The 21312-nt window shown below is 58.4% G+C and carries 21 protein-coding genes; 7 read left to right on the forward strand and 14 right to left on the reverse strand.

The features are described 5' to 3' along the window. Window positions 1-436, forward strand: a 436-nt coding sequence (locus IFT54_RS19635; protein ID WP_192071895.1) for a Tn3 family transposase, incomplete at its 5' end; no start/stop codon positions are given. Window positions 437-749: 313 nt separating this feature from the next. Here IFT54_RS19635 and IFT54_RS19640 read toward each other — a convergent pair. The 3 genes from IFT54_RS19640 to IFT54_RS19650 form a co-directional block, all read right to left on the reverse strand. Beyond that, the gene (locus tag IFT54_RS19640; RefSeq protein WP_192071896.1) at window positions 750-1232 is read right to left on the reverse strand and encodes a hypothetical protein; all 483 of its coding nucleotides are present in this window, start codon (window positions 1230-1232) and stop codon (window positions 750-752) included. A 169-nt stretch (window positions 1233-1401) separates the two neighbouring features. Beyond that, a complete protein-coding gene (locus tag IFT54_RS19645) occupies window positions 1402-1791 on the reverse strand; it encodes a hypothetical protein (protein ID WP_192003652.1) in 390 nt (129 codons plus the stop codon). A 135-nt stretch (window positions 1792-1926) separates the two neighbouring features. Continuing rightward, complete coding sequence (locus tag IFT54_RS19650; RefSeq protein ID WP_192071897.1) at window positions 1927-2706, reverse strand: SDR family oxidoreductase; 780 nt, start codon at window positions 2704-2706, stop codon at window positions 1927-1929. Between the two features lie 1688 nt (window positions 2707-4394). Between IFT54_RS19650 and IFT54_RS19655 the strand changes: the two genes are divergently transcribed. Next, window positions 4395-5201, forward strand: coding sequence for a hypothetical protein (locus IFT54_RS19655; RefSeq protein WP_192071898.1), 807 nt, complete (start codon window positions 4395-4397; stop codon window positions 5199-5201). A 277-nt stretch (window positions 5202-5478) separates the two neighbouring features. Here the strand turns inward: IFT54_RS19655 and IFT54_RS19660 are convergent, their stop codons facing one another. The 5 genes from IFT54_RS19660 to IFT54_RS19680 all read right to left on the reverse strand — a co-directional run bounded on the left by IFT54_RS19660 (window position 5479) and on the right by IFT54_RS19680 (window position 9905). Beyond that, the gene (locus IFT54_RS19660) at window positions 5479-6393 is read right to left on the reverse strand and encodes an NmrA family NAD(P)-binding protein (protein WP_192071899.1); all 915 of its coding nucleotides are present in this window, start codon (window positions 6391-6393) and stop codon (window positions 5479-5481) included. Between the two features lie 67 nt (window positions 6394-6460). After that, entirely contained in the window at window positions 6461-7207 is a 747-nt protein-coding gene (locus tag IFT54_RS19665; protein ID WP_192071900.1) for an NADPH-dependent F420 reductase, read from the reverse strand. 121 nt (window positions 7208-7328) lie between these two features. Then, window positions 7329-8045 (reverse strand): nitroreductase, encoded by a 717-nt coding sequence (locus IFT54_RS19670; protein ID WP_192071901.1) that lies wholly within the window; start codon window positions 8043-8045, stop codon window positions 7329-7331. 25 nt (window positions 8046-8070) lie between these two features. Continuing rightward, complete coding sequence (locus tag IFT54_RS19675; protein WP_192071902.1) at window positions 8071-8541, reverse strand: MarR family winged helix-turn-helix transcriptional regulator; 471 nt, start codon at window positions 8539-8541, stop codon at window positions 8071-8073. Between the two features lie 416 nt (window positions 8542-8957). Beyond that, complete coding sequence (locus tag IFT54_RS19680; RefSeq protein ID WP_192071903.1) at window positions 8958-9905, reverse strand: hypothetical protein; 948 nt, start codon at window positions 9903-9905, stop codon at window positions 8958-8960. Between the two features lie 1379 nt (window positions 9906-11284). Between IFT54_RS19680 and IFT54_RS19685 the strand changes: the two genes are divergently transcribed. Further along, window positions 11285-11503, forward strand: a complete 219-nt coding sequence (locus IFT54_RS19685; RefSeq protein WP_192071904.1) for a hypothetical protein — start codon at window positions 11285-11287, stop codon at window positions 11501-11503. 55 nt (window positions 11504-11558) lie between these two features. On the opposite strand, the gene IFT54_RS19690 is transcribed toward IFT54_RS19685, so the two are convergent. Together IFT54_RS19690 and IFT54_RS19695 are read right to left on the reverse strand one after the other, a co-directional pair. Beyond that, window positions 11559-11813, reverse strand: coding sequence for a DUF6894 family protein (locus tag IFT54_RS19690; RefSeq protein ID WP_192071905.1), 255 nt, complete (start codon window positions 11811-11813; stop codon window positions 11559-11561). A 576-nt stretch (window positions 11814-12389) separates the two neighbouring features. Beyond that, complete coding sequence (locus IFT54_RS19695) at window positions 12390-13331, reverse strand: LysR substrate-binding domain-containing protein (RefSeq protein WP_192071906.1); 942 nt, start codon at window positions 13329-13331, stop codon at window positions 12390-12392. A 183-nt stretch (window positions 13332-13514) separates the two neighbouring features. On the opposite strand from IFT54_RS19695, the gene nhaA reads away from it, so the two are divergent. From nhaA to IFT54_RS19710, 3 genes are all read left to right on the forward strand, one after another. Further along, on the forward strand, window positions 13515-14717 hold the full coding sequence (nhaA, locus tag IFT54_RS19700; protein WP_192071907.1) for a Na+/H+ antiporter NhaA: 1203 nt from the start codon (window positions 13515-13517) through the stop codon (window positions 14715-14717). Between the two features lie 126 nt (window positions 14718-14843). Beyond that, a complete protein-coding gene (rodA, locus tag IFT54_RS19705) occupies window positions 14844-15929 on the forward strand; it encodes a rod shape-determining protein RodA (RefSeq protein WP_192071908.1) in 1086 nt (361 codons plus the stop codon). Window positions 15930-16107: 178 nt separating this feature from the next. After that, entirely contained in the window at window positions 16108-16428 is a 321-nt protein-coding gene (locus tag IFT54_RS19710) for a DMT family transporter (protein ID WP_192071914.1), read from the forward strand. 209 nt (window positions 16429-16637) lie between these two features. Here the strand turns inward: IFT54_RS19710 and IFT54_RS19715 are convergent, their stop codons facing one another. The 4 genes from IFT54_RS19715 to IFT54_RS19730 form a co-directional block, all read right to left on the reverse strand. After that, a complete protein-coding gene (locus tag IFT54_RS19715; protein ID WP_192071909.1) occupies window positions 16638-18122 on the reverse strand; it encodes an MFS transporter in 1485 nt (494 codons plus the stop codon). A gap of 55 nt (window positions 18123-18177) precedes the next feature. Then, window positions 18178-18507 (reverse strand): DMT family transporter, encoded by a 330-nt coding sequence (locus IFT54_RS19720; RefSeq protein WP_192071910.1) that lies wholly within the window; start codon window positions 18505-18507, stop codon window positions 18178-18180. A 230-nt stretch (window positions 18508-18737) separates the two neighbouring features. Next, a complete protein-coding gene (locus IFT54_RS19725) occupies window positions 18738-19040 on the reverse strand; it encodes a hypothetical protein (protein ID WP_192071911.1) in 303 nt (100 codons plus the stop codon). A gap of 74 nt (window positions 19041-19114) precedes the next feature. Beyond that, window positions 19115-19399, reverse strand: a complete 285-nt coding sequence (locus IFT54_RS19730; RefSeq protein ID WP_192071912.1) for a hypothetical protein — start codon at window positions 19397-19399, stop codon at window positions 19115-19117. A gap of 732 nt (window positions 19400-20131) precedes the next feature. On the opposite strand from IFT54_RS19730, the gene IFT54_RS19735 reads away from it, so the two are divergent. Then, window positions 20132-20410, forward strand: a complete 279-nt coding sequence (locus IFT54_RS19735; RefSeq protein ID WP_192071913.1) for a hypothetical protein — start codon at window positions 20132-20134, stop codon at window positions 20408-20410. Window positions 20411-21312: the final 902 nt, after the last annotated feature.

Genomic DNA, 21312 nt, shown 5'->3' on the forward strand with positions numbered 1-21312 from the left:
CGCTCGCGCATTACGCGAGATCGGACGGATCGAGCGCACCCTGTTCATGCTCGATTGGTTCGATGATCCCGAGCAGCGACGTCGTACCGGTAGCATCCTCAACAAGGGTGAGGCCCGCAACGCGCTTGCCCGTGCTATCTTCTTCAACCGCCTCGGCGAACTGCGCGACCGCACGTTCGAGAACCAGCGTCATCGTGCCTCCGGGCTGACCCTTCTCACCGCGGCCGTCACCCTTTGGAACACTGTCTATCTCGACCGTGCCGTCCGGCATCTGCGCGGCAGCGGTGTTGACGTGCCCGACGAACTGCTCGCCCATGTCGCACCGCTGGGCTGGGAGCATGTCGGCCTCACCGGCGACTATCTCTGGAGCGAGATCGACAAACCCCGCGAGCGGTTCAGGCCACTACGCCTCCACCAGCAGCGCCAAGATGCTTAGCGTACGTTTTCGACCATCCTCTCACCGGTCCCCAACGAGGCCTTGCGCATCGCGAATAGCGCACTGTGCAGACGCGCTGCCGCAGCTCGCGAGGGCTACAGACGCGGTAACGATCGTGAGAAGTCGTATCATGCTCAAAACATGCGCTTGAAGGGTTAGGATAAACTGAACGAAGGCGGATTGCCTCCAGCCTTCTTGAGCCCGCCGCGCTATTGTCAGGCCTGATGCCAAACTTTTGGTTTTGCATCAGGAACGAAGGTGATGGTGGATTTTGGCGGGCGCCGGTCATTAGTAATAAACTATCGAGTGTAAATTATTTACGATATCCCACGACGATCCGAACACCTGGTGCGTCGACGCTGCCTGTTGTTGCAAGTTCAACAATGTGTTCTGCGGGGAACCAATAAGCAGGTATGGCCTTACCATCCTTTATTTTCCGGTCTGCTTTTAGCGCGATATCAATCGCATTTGCAATATCACCAACGGCGGATACATTAGGTACTTTCGCCATAACAGCGCAGATTGGAGTTTCTGCGCCCGACTTATGAAGAATTATAATATTTCCCTTGGATAATAACGGTATCGGCAACCCTACCGACTTTCCAGCCTCGGAAGCTGACACTGCGCCCCATCCATCTTTCTTCAGAATCTCGACATTCACCTGATGACTATCAACCGCCATCAGGCAAGATAGGACGCCCTTTACGACCTCCGGCGTTTTAGCTGCGGGAAGCGTATCAGCTAACGCTGCGGACGCTGTGAGGCCTAAAATCAAGCATCCATATAAGATTTTCACGGGCACCCTTCACATGACGGCAAGCCGTCTGACTATTACTAACCTGCGCCATTCCATCGATGTCTGGCAATGTGCAGTTTCAGCGTTGCAAATGGGACCCTTTTTGCGACGCAGCTCGTGCCAGCCTCAATTCTGGAGATAGGATCGATTCCAAGACGTCCGCGCCATCTCATTGGGCCCCGTTCCTATTCCGTTTACGGCGGCGAGGAATATGCCGCGGGTCGGGCGGCCCTAGGCCTGCGCGCCGAATAAGCCGGAAGATCGCATATACGAACGCCGCCACACCAGCGAGCCATAGCTCGAAAGGCATAATGAAATGGCCGATCAGCGCGAACAGCACGAAGCCGAGCAGCAACTGGCTTAGCGGCCCTGCGCGACGCAAACCGATCCATAGGACTGGCGCGAGGACCAGCGTACCTAGAAGCGCGACGAGCATCGCAGCATAGCCGCACGATCCTTCGAAACAGGAGCCGAAAACGGTCGGGTCGAGCGCCTTGGCGATGACGGTGCCTACCAGGGCGATGACGAAGGCAAGCGCCAGGGACAGCAGGGCTCTCATGCTTCCGACGGTGACGACTACGTCCGCACCGGTCAACTTTGTCGGCCATGGCAAGCCGCAGACATGTCACTTTCCCAGAATGCCATCGCTGGTGGGAAGGCGAACGGGCGTGATCGACCACGCCCGTTGCTGCCATCAGCCGGGTGAAGCGGCAGAACCGGCCAGTAGCCCACCGTCGATGCTCATCTCCGTCCCTGTGACGTAGGTCGCTTCATCGGAGGCCAGCATTACCGCAATAGCCGCGACTTCATCGGGCATCCCGAACCGCTTGAGAGGCGTGTCCGCTACTACCGCCTGCATCTTGGCGTCCCGATCGGGACCGGTGCCGAGCATCGGCTCCCAGATCGGCGTGAGGATGGCGGCCGGGTGGACCGAGTTGCAGCGAATCTTCCAGCCCTGTTGTGCGCAGTAGAGCGCGACCGTCTTGCTGTGGTTGCGGATCGCCGCCTTGGACGAGGCATACGCCGCAGCGGCGGGGATGCCGACTAGTCCCGAGCGGGAGGATATGTTGATAATCGAACCGGCCCTCGCAGCCTTCATCGCGCCGATCGCGTAGCGACAGCCGAGGAACGCCCCGTCGAGGTTGACCCGGTGAACCTCACGCCAGTCCGCTAAGCTGGCGTGTTCCGGGTCGTGCGGTGTCATGCCCGCTTCGAACCCCGTCACGCCAGCATTGTTGACGACCACGTCGGCTACGGGAACGATACCAGCCAACCGCAACCAGTCAGCTTCCTCGCGCACATCAAGCGGTTCGAACCGACACCCGATTTCAGCCGCTGTTGCCGCTCCCGTTGCTTCATCGATGTCGGTGACGATGACGACCGCACCTTCGTTATGGAAGCGTGCTGCGATTGCGCGGCCGATACCACGCGCAGCGCCGGTGACGACGCACGTCTTGTTATTCAGTCTTTGCATGATGTTCTCGAAAACAGAGTCCAGTCGGCGGATTACTCCGCTGGCGTATGCTTTGCCGCTTTAGCGGTGACGCTGGGTCATTTCGAAAGACTCCCGAGAACGTGACGATGCTACGTCAACGATCAATCGGCTGCAATTCAATATTTCGATCCTTTTTGGGAAGCGCGATTGCCAGGAAGCCATTGCTATCATTCGGACGTTAGGTCCAAGGCGCAGCGCACCATCGGAATGGCCTTAGCCTGCCCACCCCTGTGGCAAGAGCCCTGCGCAATTCATTACAAACCGTTTGCGAAGCAGTTCGGGGATGGCGGGGTAGAATCTGACTTGCCGTTGGTATGACGCGGTTATTATTTCTCCTGCCTCTAAGCTGGTTAGGATCTTTTGACTCGTTGGAAAGTCAAAGGAATAAGCAGTCTCGTTGCCAACCAGAGCCAGATCAGGGCGAGAGGAACGCGCGACCTTCCCAAATGATAGGTTCAAAGTTGGCTGTGGCCACGTCTGAGCGGCCGTAAAACCACGCAATTGCACAATTGTACGAGTGCCACTACAGCCGAGTGTTAGGCGCGGACGATTGTCTTCATAGAAGGACAGGTAGGGGGTGTTATCTGCCACCCCAAAGCTAGTCCAGCCTGAGGGTTGCGGCCCAGCAACTACTGCCGTTGCAAGACAGATTGATAGAAGACAGGGGTGCATCCGTTTCGACCTTGGTGAGCGTCGTCAAGAAAGCCGAGTTAGCGATTGAAGATGACAACACGTTGACTATCCGCTCACGGTCTCCGACTTTTTGTCTGACGTAGGAGTTCCCATTCAACGATCGATTCCGAGAACGTCGATCCCTTCTCGCCAACCGTTCCCTTTTTGGAAAGCTGCCGTTCCACAGTCGCCCAATAGCGGACGCGAAGCTTATGTCGTATGTTGTGCCAATGAGCACACATCATGTCTTCCGGCTGACGCCTAGTTCGGAGGTCGCCTGCAGCGACACAGGCTACTTCCTGAAGCTGCGAACTGGTCGGGATGGCGATACACTCGAGATTCGACACGAGACTAAACACATCAGTAATTATCTCGATCCGAAGACGGCGATACTGTGCTTCTGTAGCAGTAGCAGTCGGTTTCTCACAGTTGAGGAGCGGGCACGCTATGGAGAGGAGGCTTGCCCTCGTGCGGTGCTCTGGGCGGTCGCATGGCCTTTGCCCATGGACACGCGGAGAATCGATGACCTCGGAGATTTGCGGGCGTTTCTGGAGAGCTTCTTTTGCTTCTGGCAAAGCGGGCTCGGAGTCGGATGCTATGTAGATCGCGCGCCAAGGTCCGCATTGTAGAAACAAGTTTCGGTACTGCTTGGTACTGGGTGAACCATGGACGCGCCTAGATTTTAGCAACGTCTTGGCCGGGACGGTTCTGGAACAGTAGTGCGGAGCTGAACGTCCGCTCCCCACCAAGCCGTGCCGTTCTGAGGCTCTTGGGCCGACCCGCTCACTCCAAAATCGACCGGCTGCGATTGGACGTCTGACAAGCATGCTCGGCGACCTCAGCCGCTAGCACGAACAACGCGTCGCCAAGACGTCCTCAAGCGTGAGCCCCCTGCCAAGATTATCGGTTTCAGAGCGCCTTAACATATTAGAACAATGCTTGACGCAAATCCCCATGCATTCGATAGTGATTGAAATCGCAGGGAGAGCGCACCGATGAAGCTGCTTGTTACGGGCATTGCCCTGATCGTGCTCGCCGGATGCAGCCGCGCCCCGGAGGGCAGCGCGGGGGAGCCCGACATCGCCGGCAACGCCATCGCCGGCGTGGCATTCGACTACAGCTATTCCTTGGTCTTGCCCTCGACGCGCATAGGGGATCTGCAGGAGGACCATGCCCGCGCGTGCGAACGCCTCGGTACCGCGCGCTGTCGGATAACCGGGTTACGTTACAGCGTTGACCGCCAAGGCGACGTGAACGCCAGCTTAGCGGTCAAGGTCGCGGCGTCGATCGCCCGCACCTTTGGCCGCGACGGCGTCAAGCGTGCCGAGAGCATGGGCGCAACACTAACCGGCGCCGACATCAGCGGTACCGACGTTGCCTCCGAGGCAGCCGTCACGACCCTTCAACAGGCCGATCTGGACAGCGACCGTGCGCGCATCACGCGGGAACTCGCCCGCGTTGACCTCTCGCCACGCGAGCGCACCGAGCTTCTCCGTCAGCAGGCGGCGCTTGCAGAACCCAATCGTGCCGCCGCGGCCCAAGCGGCGACGCAGCGCGAGAGCCTGGCCAACACGCCGATGACGTTCGCGTATCGGACCGGCCGGGGAACGGGGTTGATCGACCGGTTCCGCGATGCCGGCGATACCGCGCTGGGCTCGATCGGCCTGACGCTCGCCGCTCTGCTCTGGGTCGTTGCCGGACTTGGGCCGCCCTTCCTCCCGTTAGCGCTCGTATTCCTGTTGTGGCTTCGATGGGGCCGTCGTTGGTGGGGTGCCCTAGTCGAGCGCGCCGACCCTTCATGACGGTCTTGACCGTCAGGTCGCTCCCCTAACGCGCCGGTCCTTCCGAAAGGGGCCGGGCCACTTCCCGCCAATTCCGGCCATTCCGCTAACGCCCAAACCCGGCCATTCAGACGGACAATCCGTGTTTCCAAAAGCGGCCATTCCGCCTACGCCCATGCTTAGACGTCCCGGTGCACAATTCGCACCCCGAAAGCGGTCTTCGTTCAACACGACCATTTCCGCGACACGACAATCAGCCAGGTAAGCGGCACACCGCGCCGCCCCTGAATTTGATTGATTAGCTGCTGGGCTGATCGACCAAATTCAAGAGCTGCGCTTTATGCATTTCCGCCCAAGCACGAACTCCAATTGCCGGCCTTCCCAGCAGGTAGGGGACGTCGTTCTTGACGGTGCCCATATAGCCCATGCGACCATCGTTAAACTGCGTCAGAAGCTCAAACGAGCTACGTGCGTACCAGTCTTCGACCTGCACCGTGCCCTTCTTGAACAGCGCTTCCATATCGGCCGCATCCAGGGAATTGCTGCGGATCGGACGGTCGAGCACCTCACTGAATGCCGTGGCGAGTTCCGAACTGGTCATGGTTTCGGTGCTGAGAAAATAATCTTTCGAACCATGGCGTTCCGGACCGTCACGTAGGACCTTGGCGGTGACGGCAGCGAGATCATGAAGTGCTACATAGCCGACGCGGTTTTCGCCCCAGAACGTTGATATTGTGCCGCCAACGGGCTGCGATACGCTGAGCATGTTCTCGAGGAACACGTTGGGATGCAAGTGTGTCCAGGCGATCCCGCTGGCCTCGATGTAGGCTTCAACGAGCGCAAACCAGCAGTATTTGGAGTCGGTAGCATCGTCCGCGGCAAACACGCCCTGGTTGACGATATGCTTCACCCCCGCCTTCTTCGCCGCGTCCACCACGGTTTTGGTCTGGTGCGTCATGGCGATGGTGTAGCCGGTAAGGATATTCATGCGATCGACGCCGTACAGCGCCGGACCGAAGGTGCGCGGATCGTCCAGGTCGAACAGGACTGCATCGCGCCCTTCGGCCAGCAGCCGGTCCAGATCCGTCTGCTTGCGTACGCCGATGCGGATGCGGGAATTGCCCGCATCGCGGTCGAGCTCTTCCAGAATCAATCGGCCGGTCTGACCGGTGGTGCCCATGAGGAAAATAAGGGGGCTGGATTCGGTGGTCATCTTTGGTCTCTCGATTGAGGGCGGTGAAGATCGGCGCGGACGCACAGGCACGTCAGTCCGGCAGCGCTCACATGAAAAGTGCGCGAGTGAGCCGTACGGCGTAGTCCGAGTCTGGATTGGTGGTGCTGTCGCCGACCCGCTCCATGATCGCTTCGATGGCGAGATCGCGACGTTTCGGAAGACGTTTGCGCTCTGCTGATTCCAACGCGGCGGGCATCTCGTCGCGGGTGAGATCGGTACAATAGCAAGGCGATCCGGGCTGCTGGCGCCAGGATTCCGCCAGCGTGCCCGAATAGAAGGCATCGAGGCCGGTTTCTTCCACCAGCGCCATCGCCACGTCACGCTCCCGCTCGCCATCGGCCGCAACGGGAATCGCAATCCGCCCAGCTGATCCAGCCGGAACGCCCTTTTCGGCAAAGGAGGCAGAGGTGATGGCGTTCCATGCCTTGGCGATCGGTCGACCAAGTTCGTTCGCCACCCACACGCTTTCCGCCATGCCAGCCTCTATCGCACTGATCTCGGTATCGCGGGCTGGATAGTAGTTGGAGGTATCGATTACGATTACATCCTCCGGCAAAACCGCGACCAGAGGTGCAATCTTGGGCAGGGCGCGGAGCGGGGTGGACATGATCACCACATCGACCCCGGTTACGGCATCTGCGGCCGTAACCGCACGCGCGCCGTTCTTCAGGATGTCGACATCGATAGTATCAGGACCACGCGAGTTTGCGACCTTCACCGCATGCCCGGCCGCGCTCAGTTTCGTCGCCAGCGTCGCACCGATATTGCCAGTGCCCAATATCCCGATCTTCATGTGTTGATCCTCGTCATTCGTGCGCCATCAGCGCCCGTTCACCTCCCGGCGGAAGGTCTTCGAGCTTGGTGCGGTTTCGTTTGGAAAGCCGGGACGAACTATGGTCCGCCTCGGATATATCTCAGGCGTGAAAGGTCACGCTCGTCTCGAGCGGCACGCGATCCATACGTACCCGGTTGCCCGGCGCGTCGTCGTCAGGATAGCCGAATGAGATGCCGAATAGCAGCTTCAGATCGTCTGGAATGCCCAAGAACTCACGGATAGTGCCTGCGAAAAAGCCAAGCGCCGTTTGCGGAATGCCGCCAAGTCCACGTGCGGCAAGCGACAGCAGGAGGGTCTGTCCGTACATGCCCATATCACCGGCAACGCGGACATTGTCGCCGAAGGACGGCATGAACAGGAACGCCGCCTGGGGGGCATCGAAGAACGAATAGTTCTTCGCTCCAGCGCGGTGACGAGCCTCCTTGTCCTCGCGCATCACATTCATGGCTTCGTAATATGCCTTGCCAAGAGCGTTGTTGCGGTCGCGATATTCACCGTAGAAGTCATTTACGTCGAACGAAAAGTCGGGCGTGAACTCGCCGGCATCGTTCTTGGCATGAAGTAGCTGCGACAGCTGCTTCAGCTTCTCGCCGCGTACGATGTGGGTGTTCCAAGGCTGCGTGTTGCAATTGGATGGAGCAAATTGTGCGTCATCCAATACCGCACGAATGATGTTTTCAGGCAACGGCCGATCGAGGAAGCCACGGATAGAGCGACGGGTGCGGACCGCGTCCTCGAACGGCAAAAGGTCGGCCGAGATCGCGTCCAAATCGCGTTCGATGAGCTGCGTTGCCATAACTACCTTTCAAATTAAGACTGAATTATCGGTCGGCTCTGTCGGCTGGCCAGGCGAGGTCGTCGAGCGTACCGCGCAGATCTGCGATCCCTCGCTCGTCTAGCTTGCAAGCGCTTTTGATCTGACCACTGACGGCTTGCACGCGCTCACGAAGCGCCTCCCCGGCTGGGGTTAGCTCGATCAGAACGCGTCGCTCGTCAGTGACATCGCGCGTTCGCGTTACCATCCCTGCGGCCGCGAGCCGTTTGAGAAGCGGCGTGATCGTGCCCGTTTCCATTGCAAGTTTGGCGCACAGGTCGCCGACCGTCCGAGGCGTTCCCGCAAACAGTTCGAGCAGGACGAGGTACTGGGAAAATGTCAGCCCGAGCGGTTCGAGAAACGGTTTGTGCATCCGGGCCATGCGATTGGCAGCGCCGTACAGGGCGAAAGCCAGTTCGCTCCCCGCGCCTGGTGCCGTAGCTGGCTGATCCGAGATATGTGAAGCACCTGTTTCCATAGTGCACTATATAATAGCCCTTGGTTGAGCAGCAAGAGGGCGATTATGTTCTGGTTATCCGGCCTCATGTAAAAAATGGTAAGGGGGCGTCCCTTCACGATTATCTGTGGAAAGGCGACGCGGCGCCATGTCCGCGTTGGCATCAATCATCCTGAAAGCGGACTGTCCGCTAACCACCAAACCCGGACATTCAGGGCCGACACGCATCAGATTTCTGCATCAAGCGATGCCACGATTTCCGCGGCTTCGAGCCTGATGCAGATCTTGTGATTTTTGCATCAGGAACCCGAAAGTGGTAATTTCCCCCCACTTGGCTTTGCACAACGAGATAGCTTTTTGCGGCGTTCGCTATGCGCTGAAAGCATAGTGCAAGCAGCATGTTGTCTATCTCGCCCATGGTGTGCCCAATGATACAACTACGGTGCTACGCCGGTATCGGGATCTATCTCTGGCGACGTGTCGCGAGCTAGCACGTCCTCCATATCTGGCGTCGTCGGCAGGTCGGGCGATTTGTATCGGTAACCACTCAGACTGGGGGCGTTACCCGGATCGTCGACATTTCCGATGGAAAGCGAGGGTGCCTTGAGCAGGGCGCTGCTGCGTATATCGACGACGGGCGGCAAGATCGGCGGCAAGGTCGCCAGCCGCGCGTTGCGCTCCGTGTGCGTTTGCTCGATCCGGGGCGCAGTTCGCTCGGCCGAAGGCATTCTCTCTGCAAAAAAGGTCAGCGCAGTCATCGACCGCAAGAGTGGCAGACTCGTCCGGATCGTATCCCCGGCCGTCAAGCAACCTTGAAGCTTATCACCTAGCGCCGTAGCGGCGGACCGTTCCTGACGGGAATAGAGCTGCGATCGGATGAAGGTCGCTGCCTCAACGCGCCCGGTACGCATAACGCAGTGGAGCAGCGTGTCGGTCGGCAGGAGCACGGATGATGCGGGAGCCTCTCCGCCTTGCCCCTTGGCTAAACGCGACAGCATCGGCCTGTCGAGCAACGCCTCGGCAAACGCGCCGGCAAGCAGGGCGGCCGTGACTCGCAAACCACGAGCAGATGAGCATGCCCGGTCCGACGCGAAGACGGAGCGGAATCGCGCCATGTCTCCGGTGAGGATATAGGCTGTAACGGCAGCGCGGCTCGAAACCGCTTGGTTCTTGATGACGCAAACGGCCAGTTCGTGAAGGCGACGCATGTCTTCCCGCTTGATCCGCGATCCGCATACGCGAATTTCGTCGCCCTCGCCCACCCCGCATACCACGTCGGGCAAGATCTTGACGGACGTTGGTGCGGCCAGTGCTGGCTGCCCGACGAACATGCCGATGGAGAAAAGGATTGAGGTAAACCAGCTATGGCGATGCGACGATACCATCGGGTCTTCTCATACTGCGCTATTCCGGCTTTTGAGGCCTCTTGCGCGGGGACGCAATGGCGAGAACTGATCACTTCTTGCTGATCGTCTAAGGTCCTCAGCTTGATCAAAAATCTTGAGGCGTGCATCGCAGACCCGCAGGTTTGGCCATTCTATGCGATGCATATCCTGTGAATTTTGCATCGCGGACGCGGAATCATGCTTCTTCAAGGTAGAAAGGTCTATTTCAACCACATACCCTTATTTTCAGGAGAGGGGGGAAAGGTGCGCAGCATCATTAGCACCGTTCTAAGGTTCTCAAACGCTATTGACGATGGAACGCTTTGCTTAACGCAAATGTCGTTTCCAGCCTTACCATCGAAGCGCGCGCCAATTACAACATCGTTTAATAAAAGGGTAATATCGGCTTTGCCACTTATCCGTACTCTCCGAACCCAGTAATTTTGAGGATGCCCACAGTCTTTCGAAACTGTGTAGTTGATACTTCTATCAACTCCAACGAGGATTTTTAGATTGCCTTCTTTAAGAAGCAATCCACAAGACGTGATCGCTTGATCGTCCGCTCGCATCGCGCACTCTACGTCCCAGCCGAGCACTGGCCCTATGCGACGCGATGGCGGTCCTTCCTCTGCAGCAGGCGCAGCTGCGGCAGTTATAATACCGCTGATGAGCAATAATGGCCGTAGCATCAGCGCCCCCGTGTGTTGGGAATTAGCATGGGCCGACCGCAAAGCGCTCGCAAGTGCGCGACTGACCACTTTCCGTTTGTACACGCTGATGCAAAAATCTTGATTTTTACATCAAGGAATTGTCGGTTTGGAGAGCAACGGACCGGCTGTAATCATCAGATCGATGCGATCGACTTCAAGAAATGAGTTTAAATAAAGCACTAATTGAAGATGCGATTATGATTGAGACAATGAACTGAACAGGCAAGCTTGCAAACCAAGCAAAATAGATATCTCCATTTCCTCCACCAGCCCCATGTTTGTTTATTTCCGAAATGTAGTATAGTAGCCCTAATACTGGTCCTATCAGCCCCGTCAGAAAAAAGCCTTTTGGCATTTTGTAGTTTAGGTGGAGACCGGAAAAAGTATTGTAACGATAATGGTTGCTAGAGCCCAGACGAATGCTGTCATTGCGTCACCTTACCTTCCCGGCAAACTTTATTCAGCCCGCCAAAGCGGCCACAACCTAATAGTTTAAATTAATGAATGACCGGTTGTGGGCGTTCCTGACGTTGCAAAAGGGACCCCTTTTGCGACGCGGCCCGTGTCAGCTTCGATTCTTGAAATAGGATCGTTTTGGCAAAGCGCACCAGCGCTTTCCCCCACGACGATTTCGGTCCAAGATGCCTGTGGGAGCACAAGGAACGAGTTATGAGTGGCATGATAAAGTTCGGCATCATTGCAGCCAGCTTCTGCGTCACGGTCACGCTCATGTGGGGCGCAGCGGATCTCGCCATGCTATCAATGCTGTGGTTTGGTGAGCATCCAGAGGCAGCAAAAGCCATGCAACTTCTCCCGGTGTTCGTGCTGCCTATCGTTGCGGTTGCCATTCACCGTCGGCGCAGCCGCGCCACGATGTCAGCTTTATAAGGTTAGCGAGCGCGACCCTTACCTTTCCCGTTTTCGATGGTTTAGCGGGACCAGCCTACTTAGTCGGGATGCAGTTGCCACCCGTGATTTTGGCATCAACAGGCAAGATAGCAAGCCGAACTCCAAACTTGTCTTCAATTTGAAACTCTAGAGTAACGCGGTTCTCACCATTCCGTATTGCGTCAGCAACGAGATGCCTCGCCGATACTTCTGTCGCCGCGGACGCATCCTCCAGCGTGGGAAAGTGCTGCCCTTCGGGATCGGCAATCAGGCCGTTCGCTGTCATGATATGGGTAAAGAAGATTGCCACTTTCCATCAACCTGCAAAACGGTCGACAGTTTCTGTAAGCTACCAGACAAAGCGCCTAGCTCAGTTCACTCAACTGGTCGCTCAGTCGGCGTTCCCGAAAAGGAAGGGCCAGTGGGATAGCTGGCGTCGTTCAGTCGGCCCCGCCCTCATCTACGGCGCTTTTCTCGAAATCTGTTCCCGAAATCATTTTCCCGAAATGGCCTCGCGGAGATGGAGTTTCGGGAAAGCCAAAGTGGCTGCGATAGGTCCACGTCAGGGCACCCACGCTCGGCAGCCCCCCCTGCCCGCTCCGCTATAGATCGAGACATTGATCGATTTATAGCCGGTGTTTTTTATGTATACCCGCAGCACACCTCTCTAACCTGGTCCGTTTTACGTCAAAGATTTACGCATAAAAATCTGATCAATTTGTTCAGTTGGTCCGGCTTAAGCCTTAGGCAAGAAGGATCAAACGGCACCCGTTCAAACGGCACCACAGTTGGCATTATTCGCGGCATCAGGGGTTTCTCAGCTTGATCGAACCCAAGCTGAATTGAGTAGTTCAGATTCCCAAAAGGGATGGCGTTTTAGGAACTGCTAGCCGGCTGGGATCTTTGCCGGTTCGCCCGTGTCCGGGTGTTCCCACGGCATAACGCAACGCCGTATGATTTCAGCGAGGCGGCGATAGGTCGCTTCCCGTGGCGATGACGAACGCCATATCATCGTCAGGTCACGCACTGGCGCCCGCTTCGCCAGCGGCCGTGCGACGATCAGCTTCTCGCGCAGCACGTCTGATCGGACATACAGCGCGGGGAGCAGCGACAGGCCCATGCCGGTCGTCACCATGAGACGCAGCGTATCGAGCGTGGTCCCGGCATAATCATCGACCTCGATCGCGCCGAACTCGGTGCATAGCGAAGCGATCTGATCGTGCAGCCGCGGCGAACGGTCCATAACTAGAACTGTCTCTCCAGCTAGATCCTCGGGCCGCACCACTTCGCATTGGGCAAGCCGGTGGTCGCTCGGCATGACGAGGTGCAGCGGCTCCCGGATCAACCGGGCGGAGCTGAAATCTGGCTGGCTTGGTCCGTGAGGCAAAAGGAGCACGTCATGCGTGCCGTCCGACAGTTTCCCCGGCAGGCTTTCCAGCCGGTCCTCGCGCACGACGATCCGCAAATCAGGGAATGTCTCGCGAAGCACAGGCATTGCCAGCGATAGGACGTACCCGCCGACTGTCTGGAGAACGCCCATCTGGAGCGTTCCCTGTAGTGCCGCGGGATCGTCACGGCGCGCAATTTCCCGAATATCCTCAATCTCGGAAAGGACGAAGCGCGCGCGGCGTGCAATCTCGACGCCGACGGGCGTCAGCACGACGCGTGCGCGCGTGCGCTCGACCAGTTGCGTGTTCAGCCGGCCCTCTAGCTCCTTCAACTGCATGCTGAGCGTGGGCTGAGTGACGCGGCACTGATCGGCTGCACGGCTGAAGCTAAGCGTGTCGGCGACGGCCACGAGGTAGCGCAGCTGTTGAATGCGAGGCATCACCAACCTTATAGTCAACCTCTATAAGCGGCAATGTAACTTCCGATTTTCTCGCGATGACCGGGCCTGCTACCGATAGAGCGTCCACGACGATCGGCATTCCAACCGTCGTGCAGACAACTTCTCATCATTGATCCGCACGTCCCTCCGGCGGTGCCGATACCGCAAAGGGCAGGACTGCGCATGGCCGCTCATCATCAGACAGGTGCCAAGGCGCGCTTCGCCTTCCTTCGCAGCGAGGCTGCTGGCGGCCTGCTGCTCATGGGCGCTGCAGCGCTGGCGATGATCGCCGCGAACCTGCCCGGAACGCACTCTTACCACGACGTGCTGCACATGGTGGTTGGACCGACATTGTCTGACCAGCTAGGCCCGATGACGCCTCATCTCTGGATCAACGATGGCCTCATGGCCCTGTTCTTCCTGCTGGTAGGTCTCGAACTGAAGCGCGAGTTTCTGGAAGGCCGGCTTTCGCGCTGGTCCGACCGGACGATGCCTGCGGTAGCTGCCGCGGCTGGCATGGCTATCCCGGCGCTGATCTATCTGCTCGTGGCAGGGTCCGATCCGTTGTTGCACGACGGATGGGCGATCCCTGCGGCGACCGATATTGCCTTTGCGTTGGGCGTGCTGGCGCTGCTTCGCAACCGGGTGCCGGCCTCGCTGAAACTTCTTCTGATGTCGGTCGCGATTGTTGACGATCTCGGCGCGGTCGCGATCATCGCGCTGTTCTATACGGCGTCGATCGACGCTCTCGCGATTACCGCTGCCGCGACGATCTTCGGGATTATGCATCTGCTCCGCTGGCGGGGGGTGAACGCACTGACGCCCTATCTTATTCTGGGCGGGTTGCTCTGGTATGCCGTGCTCCTGTCCGGCGTCCATGCGACGATCGCGGGCGTCCTTGCCGCAACCGCCATCCCGCTTCGCGCAAGGGGCGACGGGGACGCACCGCTCCATCGCCTCGAACACGCGCTGACGCCGTTAGTCGGGCTGCTGATTGTACCGCTGTTTGGGTTTGCCAATGCCGGCGTATCGCTGACCGGTATCGGGTTGCAGGCGATCATCGCACCGTTGCCGCTGGGCGTCGCTGCCGGCCTGTTCCTCGGCAAGCAAATCGGCATTTTCGGCGCATTGCAGATCGGCAGGCGGCTAAGGCTGTTCGGTGCTTTGCCCGGTGCCAGTATGATGCAGACATACGGCGTCGTTCTGCTGTGCGGCATCGGCTTCACAATGAGCCTGTTCATCGGTGCCCTTGCATTCCCGACATCTCCGCATCTCGCGGAGGAAGCGAAGATCGGCATTCTGCTGGGATCGATGATGTCCGCGCTCGCCGGATATGGCGTTCTGCGGTTCTCCCGGCCCAAGGCCTTCCCGGCGTCAACGATCTAGTTGCCAGCGCCCGACTGACCACCGCCACCAAGCCTTCATAATTCTACCCGCTGTTGCGGAGACCCAAGGACGTCTGCCATTTCCCGCGAACATGTTCCCGTCGCGATCAAGTCGCTGCCATGGTCGATGCTTCTCGCCGTCTGCATCGTCATGTCTGCAAGTCTGCTCACGCTCTACTCTGCGGCGAACGGAAGCATGACGCCGTGGGCATTCAATCAGGGTCTCAGGTTCGGCTTCCTGTTCGTGGTCATGCTGCTGGTGTCGTTCGTCCCGGTGTCGTTCTGGCGCGATTATTCGCTGCCCTTCTACGCCGTCACACTCGGGCTGCTGCTCATCGTCGAGCTGTTCGGCAAGATTGGGATGGGTGCGCAGCGCTGGATCGATCTCGGGATCATCCGCCTGCAACCCTCCGAGTTCATGAAGATCGCTATCGTGCTTTCACTGGCGAGCTATTTCGACCGTGTGCCCCCCGGGTTCATCCGCCGCCCCATGACGCTGCTGCCACCTGTCGTGATGATCGGTCTGCCGGTCGTGCTTGTCCTACTGCAACCCGATCTGGGCACCGCGATGATGATCGCGCTCGCCGGCACCGCCATCCTCTTTCTTGCCGGCATCCCGCTACGCTGGTTCGTGGGGGGAGGGCTGGCATTCGCCTGTGCGCTTCCCGTCGTCGTGAACAACCTGCTCCACGACTATCAGCGACACCGGGTGCTGATCTTTCTTGATCCCGAAAGCGATCCGCTCGGCACGGGATACCATATCGCACAGTCAAAGATCGCGATCGGATCAAGCGGCATCTGGGGCAAGGGCTTCATGCAGGGGACACAGAGCCACCTCGCCTATCTGCCTGAGCCGCATACCGACTTCATCCTTGCGACGATGATGGAGGAATGGGGCCTGGTCGGCGGGGTCGTGATCCTGCTGGCCTATGCGTGGATCATTCGCTGGGCGAGCGGGATTGCAACGCGTTCGGCCGGTCGCTTCGTAAAATTGGCTGCGGCTGGCCTGTCGTTCACGATCTCGCTGTACGTCGGGATCAACATGGCGATGGTGCTGGGGCTTGCCCCGGTCGTCGGCATCCCGCTGCCGCTTCTGTCCTACGGCGGATCGGCAATGATGACGGTGCTGATCCTGCTTGGCATCCTCATGTCGTTCGACAGGGCCGAATGCAAAAGAGGAGACTCCTCCGTCCTTGGCCTTTCATTGCCCTGATAGGTTCTCGATTACGATAAAATTTCTGGAATCGAAAAGGTGCTGCGTTTACGCTCGAACGCGAAGGCGCAATTGAAATCCTATTGCGCAGCAATTATTTATAGTGTGCGGCGACAACGTTCCCGCCCCTTGCTGGGTAAAAGTCCGGGACGGCCCGGCAGCTCTTATGGAGGCTGCTTTGGCGTGGATTGCACTCATTTTCGCCGGTTTATTTGAGATTGTATGGGCTTCGGCCATGAAGCAATCTCATGGGTTCACTCGGCTCTGGCCAAGTTTAGTTACCGGGGTGGGCATGTTGGTCAGCTTCGGCCTTCTTGCGTCAGCAATGCGGGTTCTGCCGTTGGGAACGGCTTACACAATTTGGACCGGCATTGGCGCGGTTGGTGCGTTCGTCGTCGGTATCATGGTTTTTGGCGAAGCAATAACAGCGATGCGCCTCCTAGCCGCTGCACTTATCGTCAGTGGCCTCGTCTTGATGAAGCTGTCTTCGACTGCTTGATCTTGAACGTCCGCGAGCAGGCGTTAGCGCCTGCTCCGATGTTTTCGAAAGGGTCCTCGCGGGACGGTCTACCCGATTTCGATAGCTGTTCTTGACCGGTAACATCCGGTCAGCCCGTGAGCCAACGTTCTGTATCGGTTGCCCTTAAGTCATACCAGACGGAAAGCGCGCGGTACCGAGTCCAGGGTGTGAGCGTCGCACGACCAGCCTCATACGTGCGTTTCTATTCGGATAATCCGACCGCGCAGGATGACGAAGATGGTGACGGCCAGAATAGCGACGGCAACGGCCGCACTGAGAAGGACGACCTCGTGTGCAGCAGTGAACGCGGAACCAGCAGCGCGCATCAGTGCGCCGGCCGCTGCCGCGTCGAGACGGGTGGCGGCGATAGCCGCGTCGCCAATCGACGACCCGCCCCCTGCCGGCAGCCCGTCAGTCGAGCGATAGACCGCACCGATAAGGCTGCCAAAGAAGGTGATTCCCAGCGCCCCGCCGAGTTCGAAAGACGTGCTCTCGAGTGAGCCCGCCGCCCCGGCACGCTCCGAGGGCACACCGCCCATGATTGCCACTGAGCCTGCCAGAAGCGCAGATCCCAGCGCAAAGCCGAGAATCGCGAGCAGAGTACCCGACAGCCAGCGGTCTCCGTGCAGATCGACCATCGCCAGCGCCGCGAAGGAGCCGGCGGCAGCAATGAGGCAGGTGACCGACAGCGCACGCACTCCAACTCTGCCGACCAGCCATCCTGCCACCGGACCGGCGACGGCTGCGGCTGCCATGAGCGGCACCATGAACAGCCCGGCACCCAGCGGCGACAGGCCAACGACGAACTGCAATTCCTGCGCAAGCACCAGCTCGAAGCCGGCCAACGCGCCACTGGAAACCAAGGCCATCAGGAGACCGGCCACGAGCGGCGGATTCCGGAACAGGGTGAGGTCCAGCATGGGCGAGGCGGTCGTCGTCTGGAGAATGCCGAACCAGGCCAGAAGCGCGAAACCGACGCCCAGGACCGAGAACGGCTGCCACGCCGGGCCGTCGCCCCTGATTCCGGTCTTAATCGCGTAGACCGTCGCGATAAGACCGACGATAAACACGGCCGCCTGACCAATCCGCCACTTGATGGCCCGGTTTGGCGTTCCCGCCGGAAGGGTCACGTAGGCGATCGGTAAGACGACGGCCATGACCGGCACGTTGATCAAGAAAACCGAACCCCACCAGAGATGCTCCAGCAAGATGCCTCCGGCGAGCGGTCCGACCGCACCCCCTGCCGCGCCAACGACCGTCCATATGCCCAGCGCCCGCGCCCGCTCGTCCTCGTCATCGAAGGTCAACCGGACAATGGCCAGCACCGCAGGCATGATCATCGCTCCCCCGACGGAGAGAAGTGCCCGCGAAGCGATCAGCATTTCCGCCGTCGTCGAGAACGCCGCTGCGACCGAGGCGAAGGTGAAGACGCAAAGCCCGACCAGCATGATCCGGCGGTGGCCGATGCGGTCACCGAGCGTCCCCATCGGAACGAGCAGCCCAGCCATTATCAGCGGATAGATGTCGATGATCCAGAGGACCTCGGTGGTGGTCGCGCCGAGCGCGAGCGTCAACGTCGGGACCGCGACGTGCAGGATCGTCATATCGAGCATGACGGGAAGGAAGGTCGCGATGACGGCGGCCAGCACTATCCAACGATTGGCGAACGACATGAGGATCACCTCGGTAGCAGCGGTGGAACGGCTGCAAAGGAACCGCTGTAAGCTTTTAGTGGGCCGAAGCGTTCGAGAACACGTTCATCACTATGACGCCGGTTACGATCAGGCCCATACCAATTACGGCAGCAGCGTCGAGCTTCTGACCCTGGAATGCCCATGCTGCTGTCGAAATTAGAACAATACCGACGCCGGACCATATTGCGTATGCGATCCCCGTCGGGATCGTTCGGAGAGTTAGGGACAGAAAGTAAAAGGCTATACAATACGCGATGACGGTAACGAGCGTCCAAGGCGTACGAGTAAATCCATCTGACTGCTTCATAGCAGTCGTGGCACAAACCTCGGCGACGATGGCGATTGCGAGCATGAGATAATTCATGCCGGGTCCAGTAGCACACCAAATGTGGCTAATTTTCGACGCCTTTCGTGCTCCGCCAGATGCCCGATATTGGGCGGAGGCGGAATGGCCGGTATGGATAGGAAAGCGATCGGCTGCTCGTAGTCAGGCAGGCGGCGACAGCCGATATTGGGTCATCTGAGAAATTGATCGGTCGATCATCCGATGAAGCCTGACGATCCCGACTGCGAGATCATCAGGCCCAGTGAGTTTCACCGCCTGACGCAGATCGGCTTGCCGGCTCTGTTAAGCAGAAGTTCGCGCTTCACCTGTCCGTCGGGAGCAGTGCCTTGGTAAACCGCGCACCATTTGTCGTCATGCTCGATCCGGGCATTGCCGTATTTGAGACGGGCGTCGACCTGTTGGAAAGCGATCATCTCGGCGCTCGGCAAGGCATCATTGCCCATCGGATGTCCCGCCGGCAGCATGTCATTGCCGTAGCTGTGTGGAGTGTGCTGGTTCTGTGCACAGGCAGCTAGTCCCAAGGCGGCGATGATCGGTAGGATGATCTTCATGTCGGCTCCATATTAAACTACGCATCAAAAGCCCCGCCCCACCGACCTAGAGCCGCTAGGGGCGGGACTGGACTTCACTGCTGAGGGAGCCGTGCGTCGATCAAGTCCAGCGTGCGGTTGTAGCTTGCGCTTTCAGCAGCGCTGACAAAGCCCTGGCTGCGTGTCACACGGACATAGCTCTGACGGGCGGTAATTAGTTTGCGGCGAAGTTCAGAGGCACGGGTGCGCGTGATAGCCCGGCTTGCCTGGGCAGCACCAATCCGTTGATCGATCTCATTCATCCGATCACGGAGATCCGCGCGCTCGGCTGCGTTGTCAGCGCGCTGCGCTCTTGTTCCGTGATGCTGGGCAACTGCCATACTGGGAATGGCCGACGCGATCGTGGTAACCGCTGCAACAGCGAGGCATATACGCTTCATTTGAGACTTTGCCTTTAACTCGGGTTGACAGCCGCCCAAATGAGGCAGGGGCGACAGACGTTCCTTAGAATCGAACCCTGCCTATTGCCTGAACGGCCGCTCTGGCTTTGGCATGATGTAGATCCCTTTTTGCATAAGGGCATGGCCGTGTCGGCGTCGCCGTAATGAACGGGTGTCCGCCTTCAAAACTGCGAGCTGCTCACCGGAACGTCCGGATATGGGCAGTTTGGTCATTTTGGCCATTCTCAAAAGGGATCGGATTTCGGGAATGTCCGGGTTGGGGAGGAAGGCGGAACGTCCGTTATGGAAGAGGCGATAGTGATAACGGCAGCCAGCGGTGTGGCTATGGACTAGGAAATCAACGTCGGGGGCGAGATTCCGCTTTTGCATTCCACGATTGCGCCCACTCGGTCCGACAAGGTTGGGCGAGGTACGTCTGGTAGGAGCACCCGGACAGCGTCGCCCGCGCGCTCAGTTACCACCGGGAGGCAGTAACGTAGGGATGCGTGATCACGGGCAGATGCGGCCAAGATCTTGAAATCGAGGCGGGAAATCCCAAACCTTGTGAGACCGAAACCTCCAAGTTCGACGTATCGCTTTGCTCCACGTCCGATGCCTACGACCCTGACAGGCTGCACCGAAATGTTCGTGTCAACATCACGGCCCCAGAACATGATAGAATTGGTCAATTGGTTGGCCAAGCTATCACCGATTGCACAGTACAAGAGCGCGGAGATGACCGTAGAGAGCAACGTGCCAGCCTTTCTGTTGGTGGCTGATGGCGACCGCCACTTCCCCGCCGACAGGACGTATCCAAATACCGCGCCCACCAAACCACATGTCACGACGATTGGTGCGCTCCAAAACGCCGGCACATCGCTGACCAGTTCTGTTGAAGAAAATAGCGTCTCCGCGATCCAGGCGGCGAACAGCAACCCTCCAAAGCTGTAGATCGCTACTTTTAGACGCTCCTTACGCGGCGAGCCATTGGTAGTTAGTTTTGATTTGATCACGCGCCTAGCTCGTTAGCCAAAGTGCTAGCTACACTGACGTTGAAGCGTAGCTATCAGGTTACCAATTGTGCCACGCCGCCCTCATCGTACCGGGCTGCATGAACGGCAGCTATCAGGGCGTCGTGGATATGTTCAGAATGTCCGCAATTAGGCGTTCGTGTCCGATCCGGCTTTCTTGCGAGGGATCAAGAAACGGGAATGACCGAGCCTTGTGGTCAACAGCGCGACGGCTTTTGAGGCCTATCATTGGGGGTCTGTGCTATCCGCTTATCGCGGCATATTCAGCGTACGATAACCTGACCAACACGGCCTAGCAGTGGCGATAGCATTGTTGACCCAAACTTCGAATGGTGTGACGATATAAAGTTCTCTAATAATCCCGCATACTAGTCGCACCTCTTTTAATTCCGAATACAGTCAAATGGTCAACCCAACTTTTCCGAAGTTTAAATATGTCGTGGCCCACGTCCCAAAACGGCTCTCCGCGGTAGGTGGAAGTAGCGTCCCATGGTATGCCATTACGCAGATCCATCGACATCGAAATTAGCAGTCTCCGGTCAATCCGAGCAATATAGAGCCGCCTTCCCTGTTTTGCAGTTAGGGAAACACGGTACCCGCCCGATGCAGACAATGATTGAACGCCGATTGATACGAAGATGGTGTCTTTTTTGCTCTCACATGCAGTCTGCGGTTGCATAGGACTTGCTACAACGACGCGGTTGCGACTTGCTGATCGTGTTACCTGCGTAGGCAGCCCGGCACGCTCTAGGGTCAGGACCCAGTGATGTGAGAGGCGCGATCTGATTCAGGTTCCGTGAGGAGAGCGTGGATGAGCGACCT

Source organism: Sphingomonas sp. CFBP 13714 (assembly GCF_014842205.1).
Lineage (GTDB): Bacteria > Pseudomonadota > Alphaproteobacteria > Sphingomonadales > Sphingomonadaceae > Sphingomonas > Sphingomonas aerolata.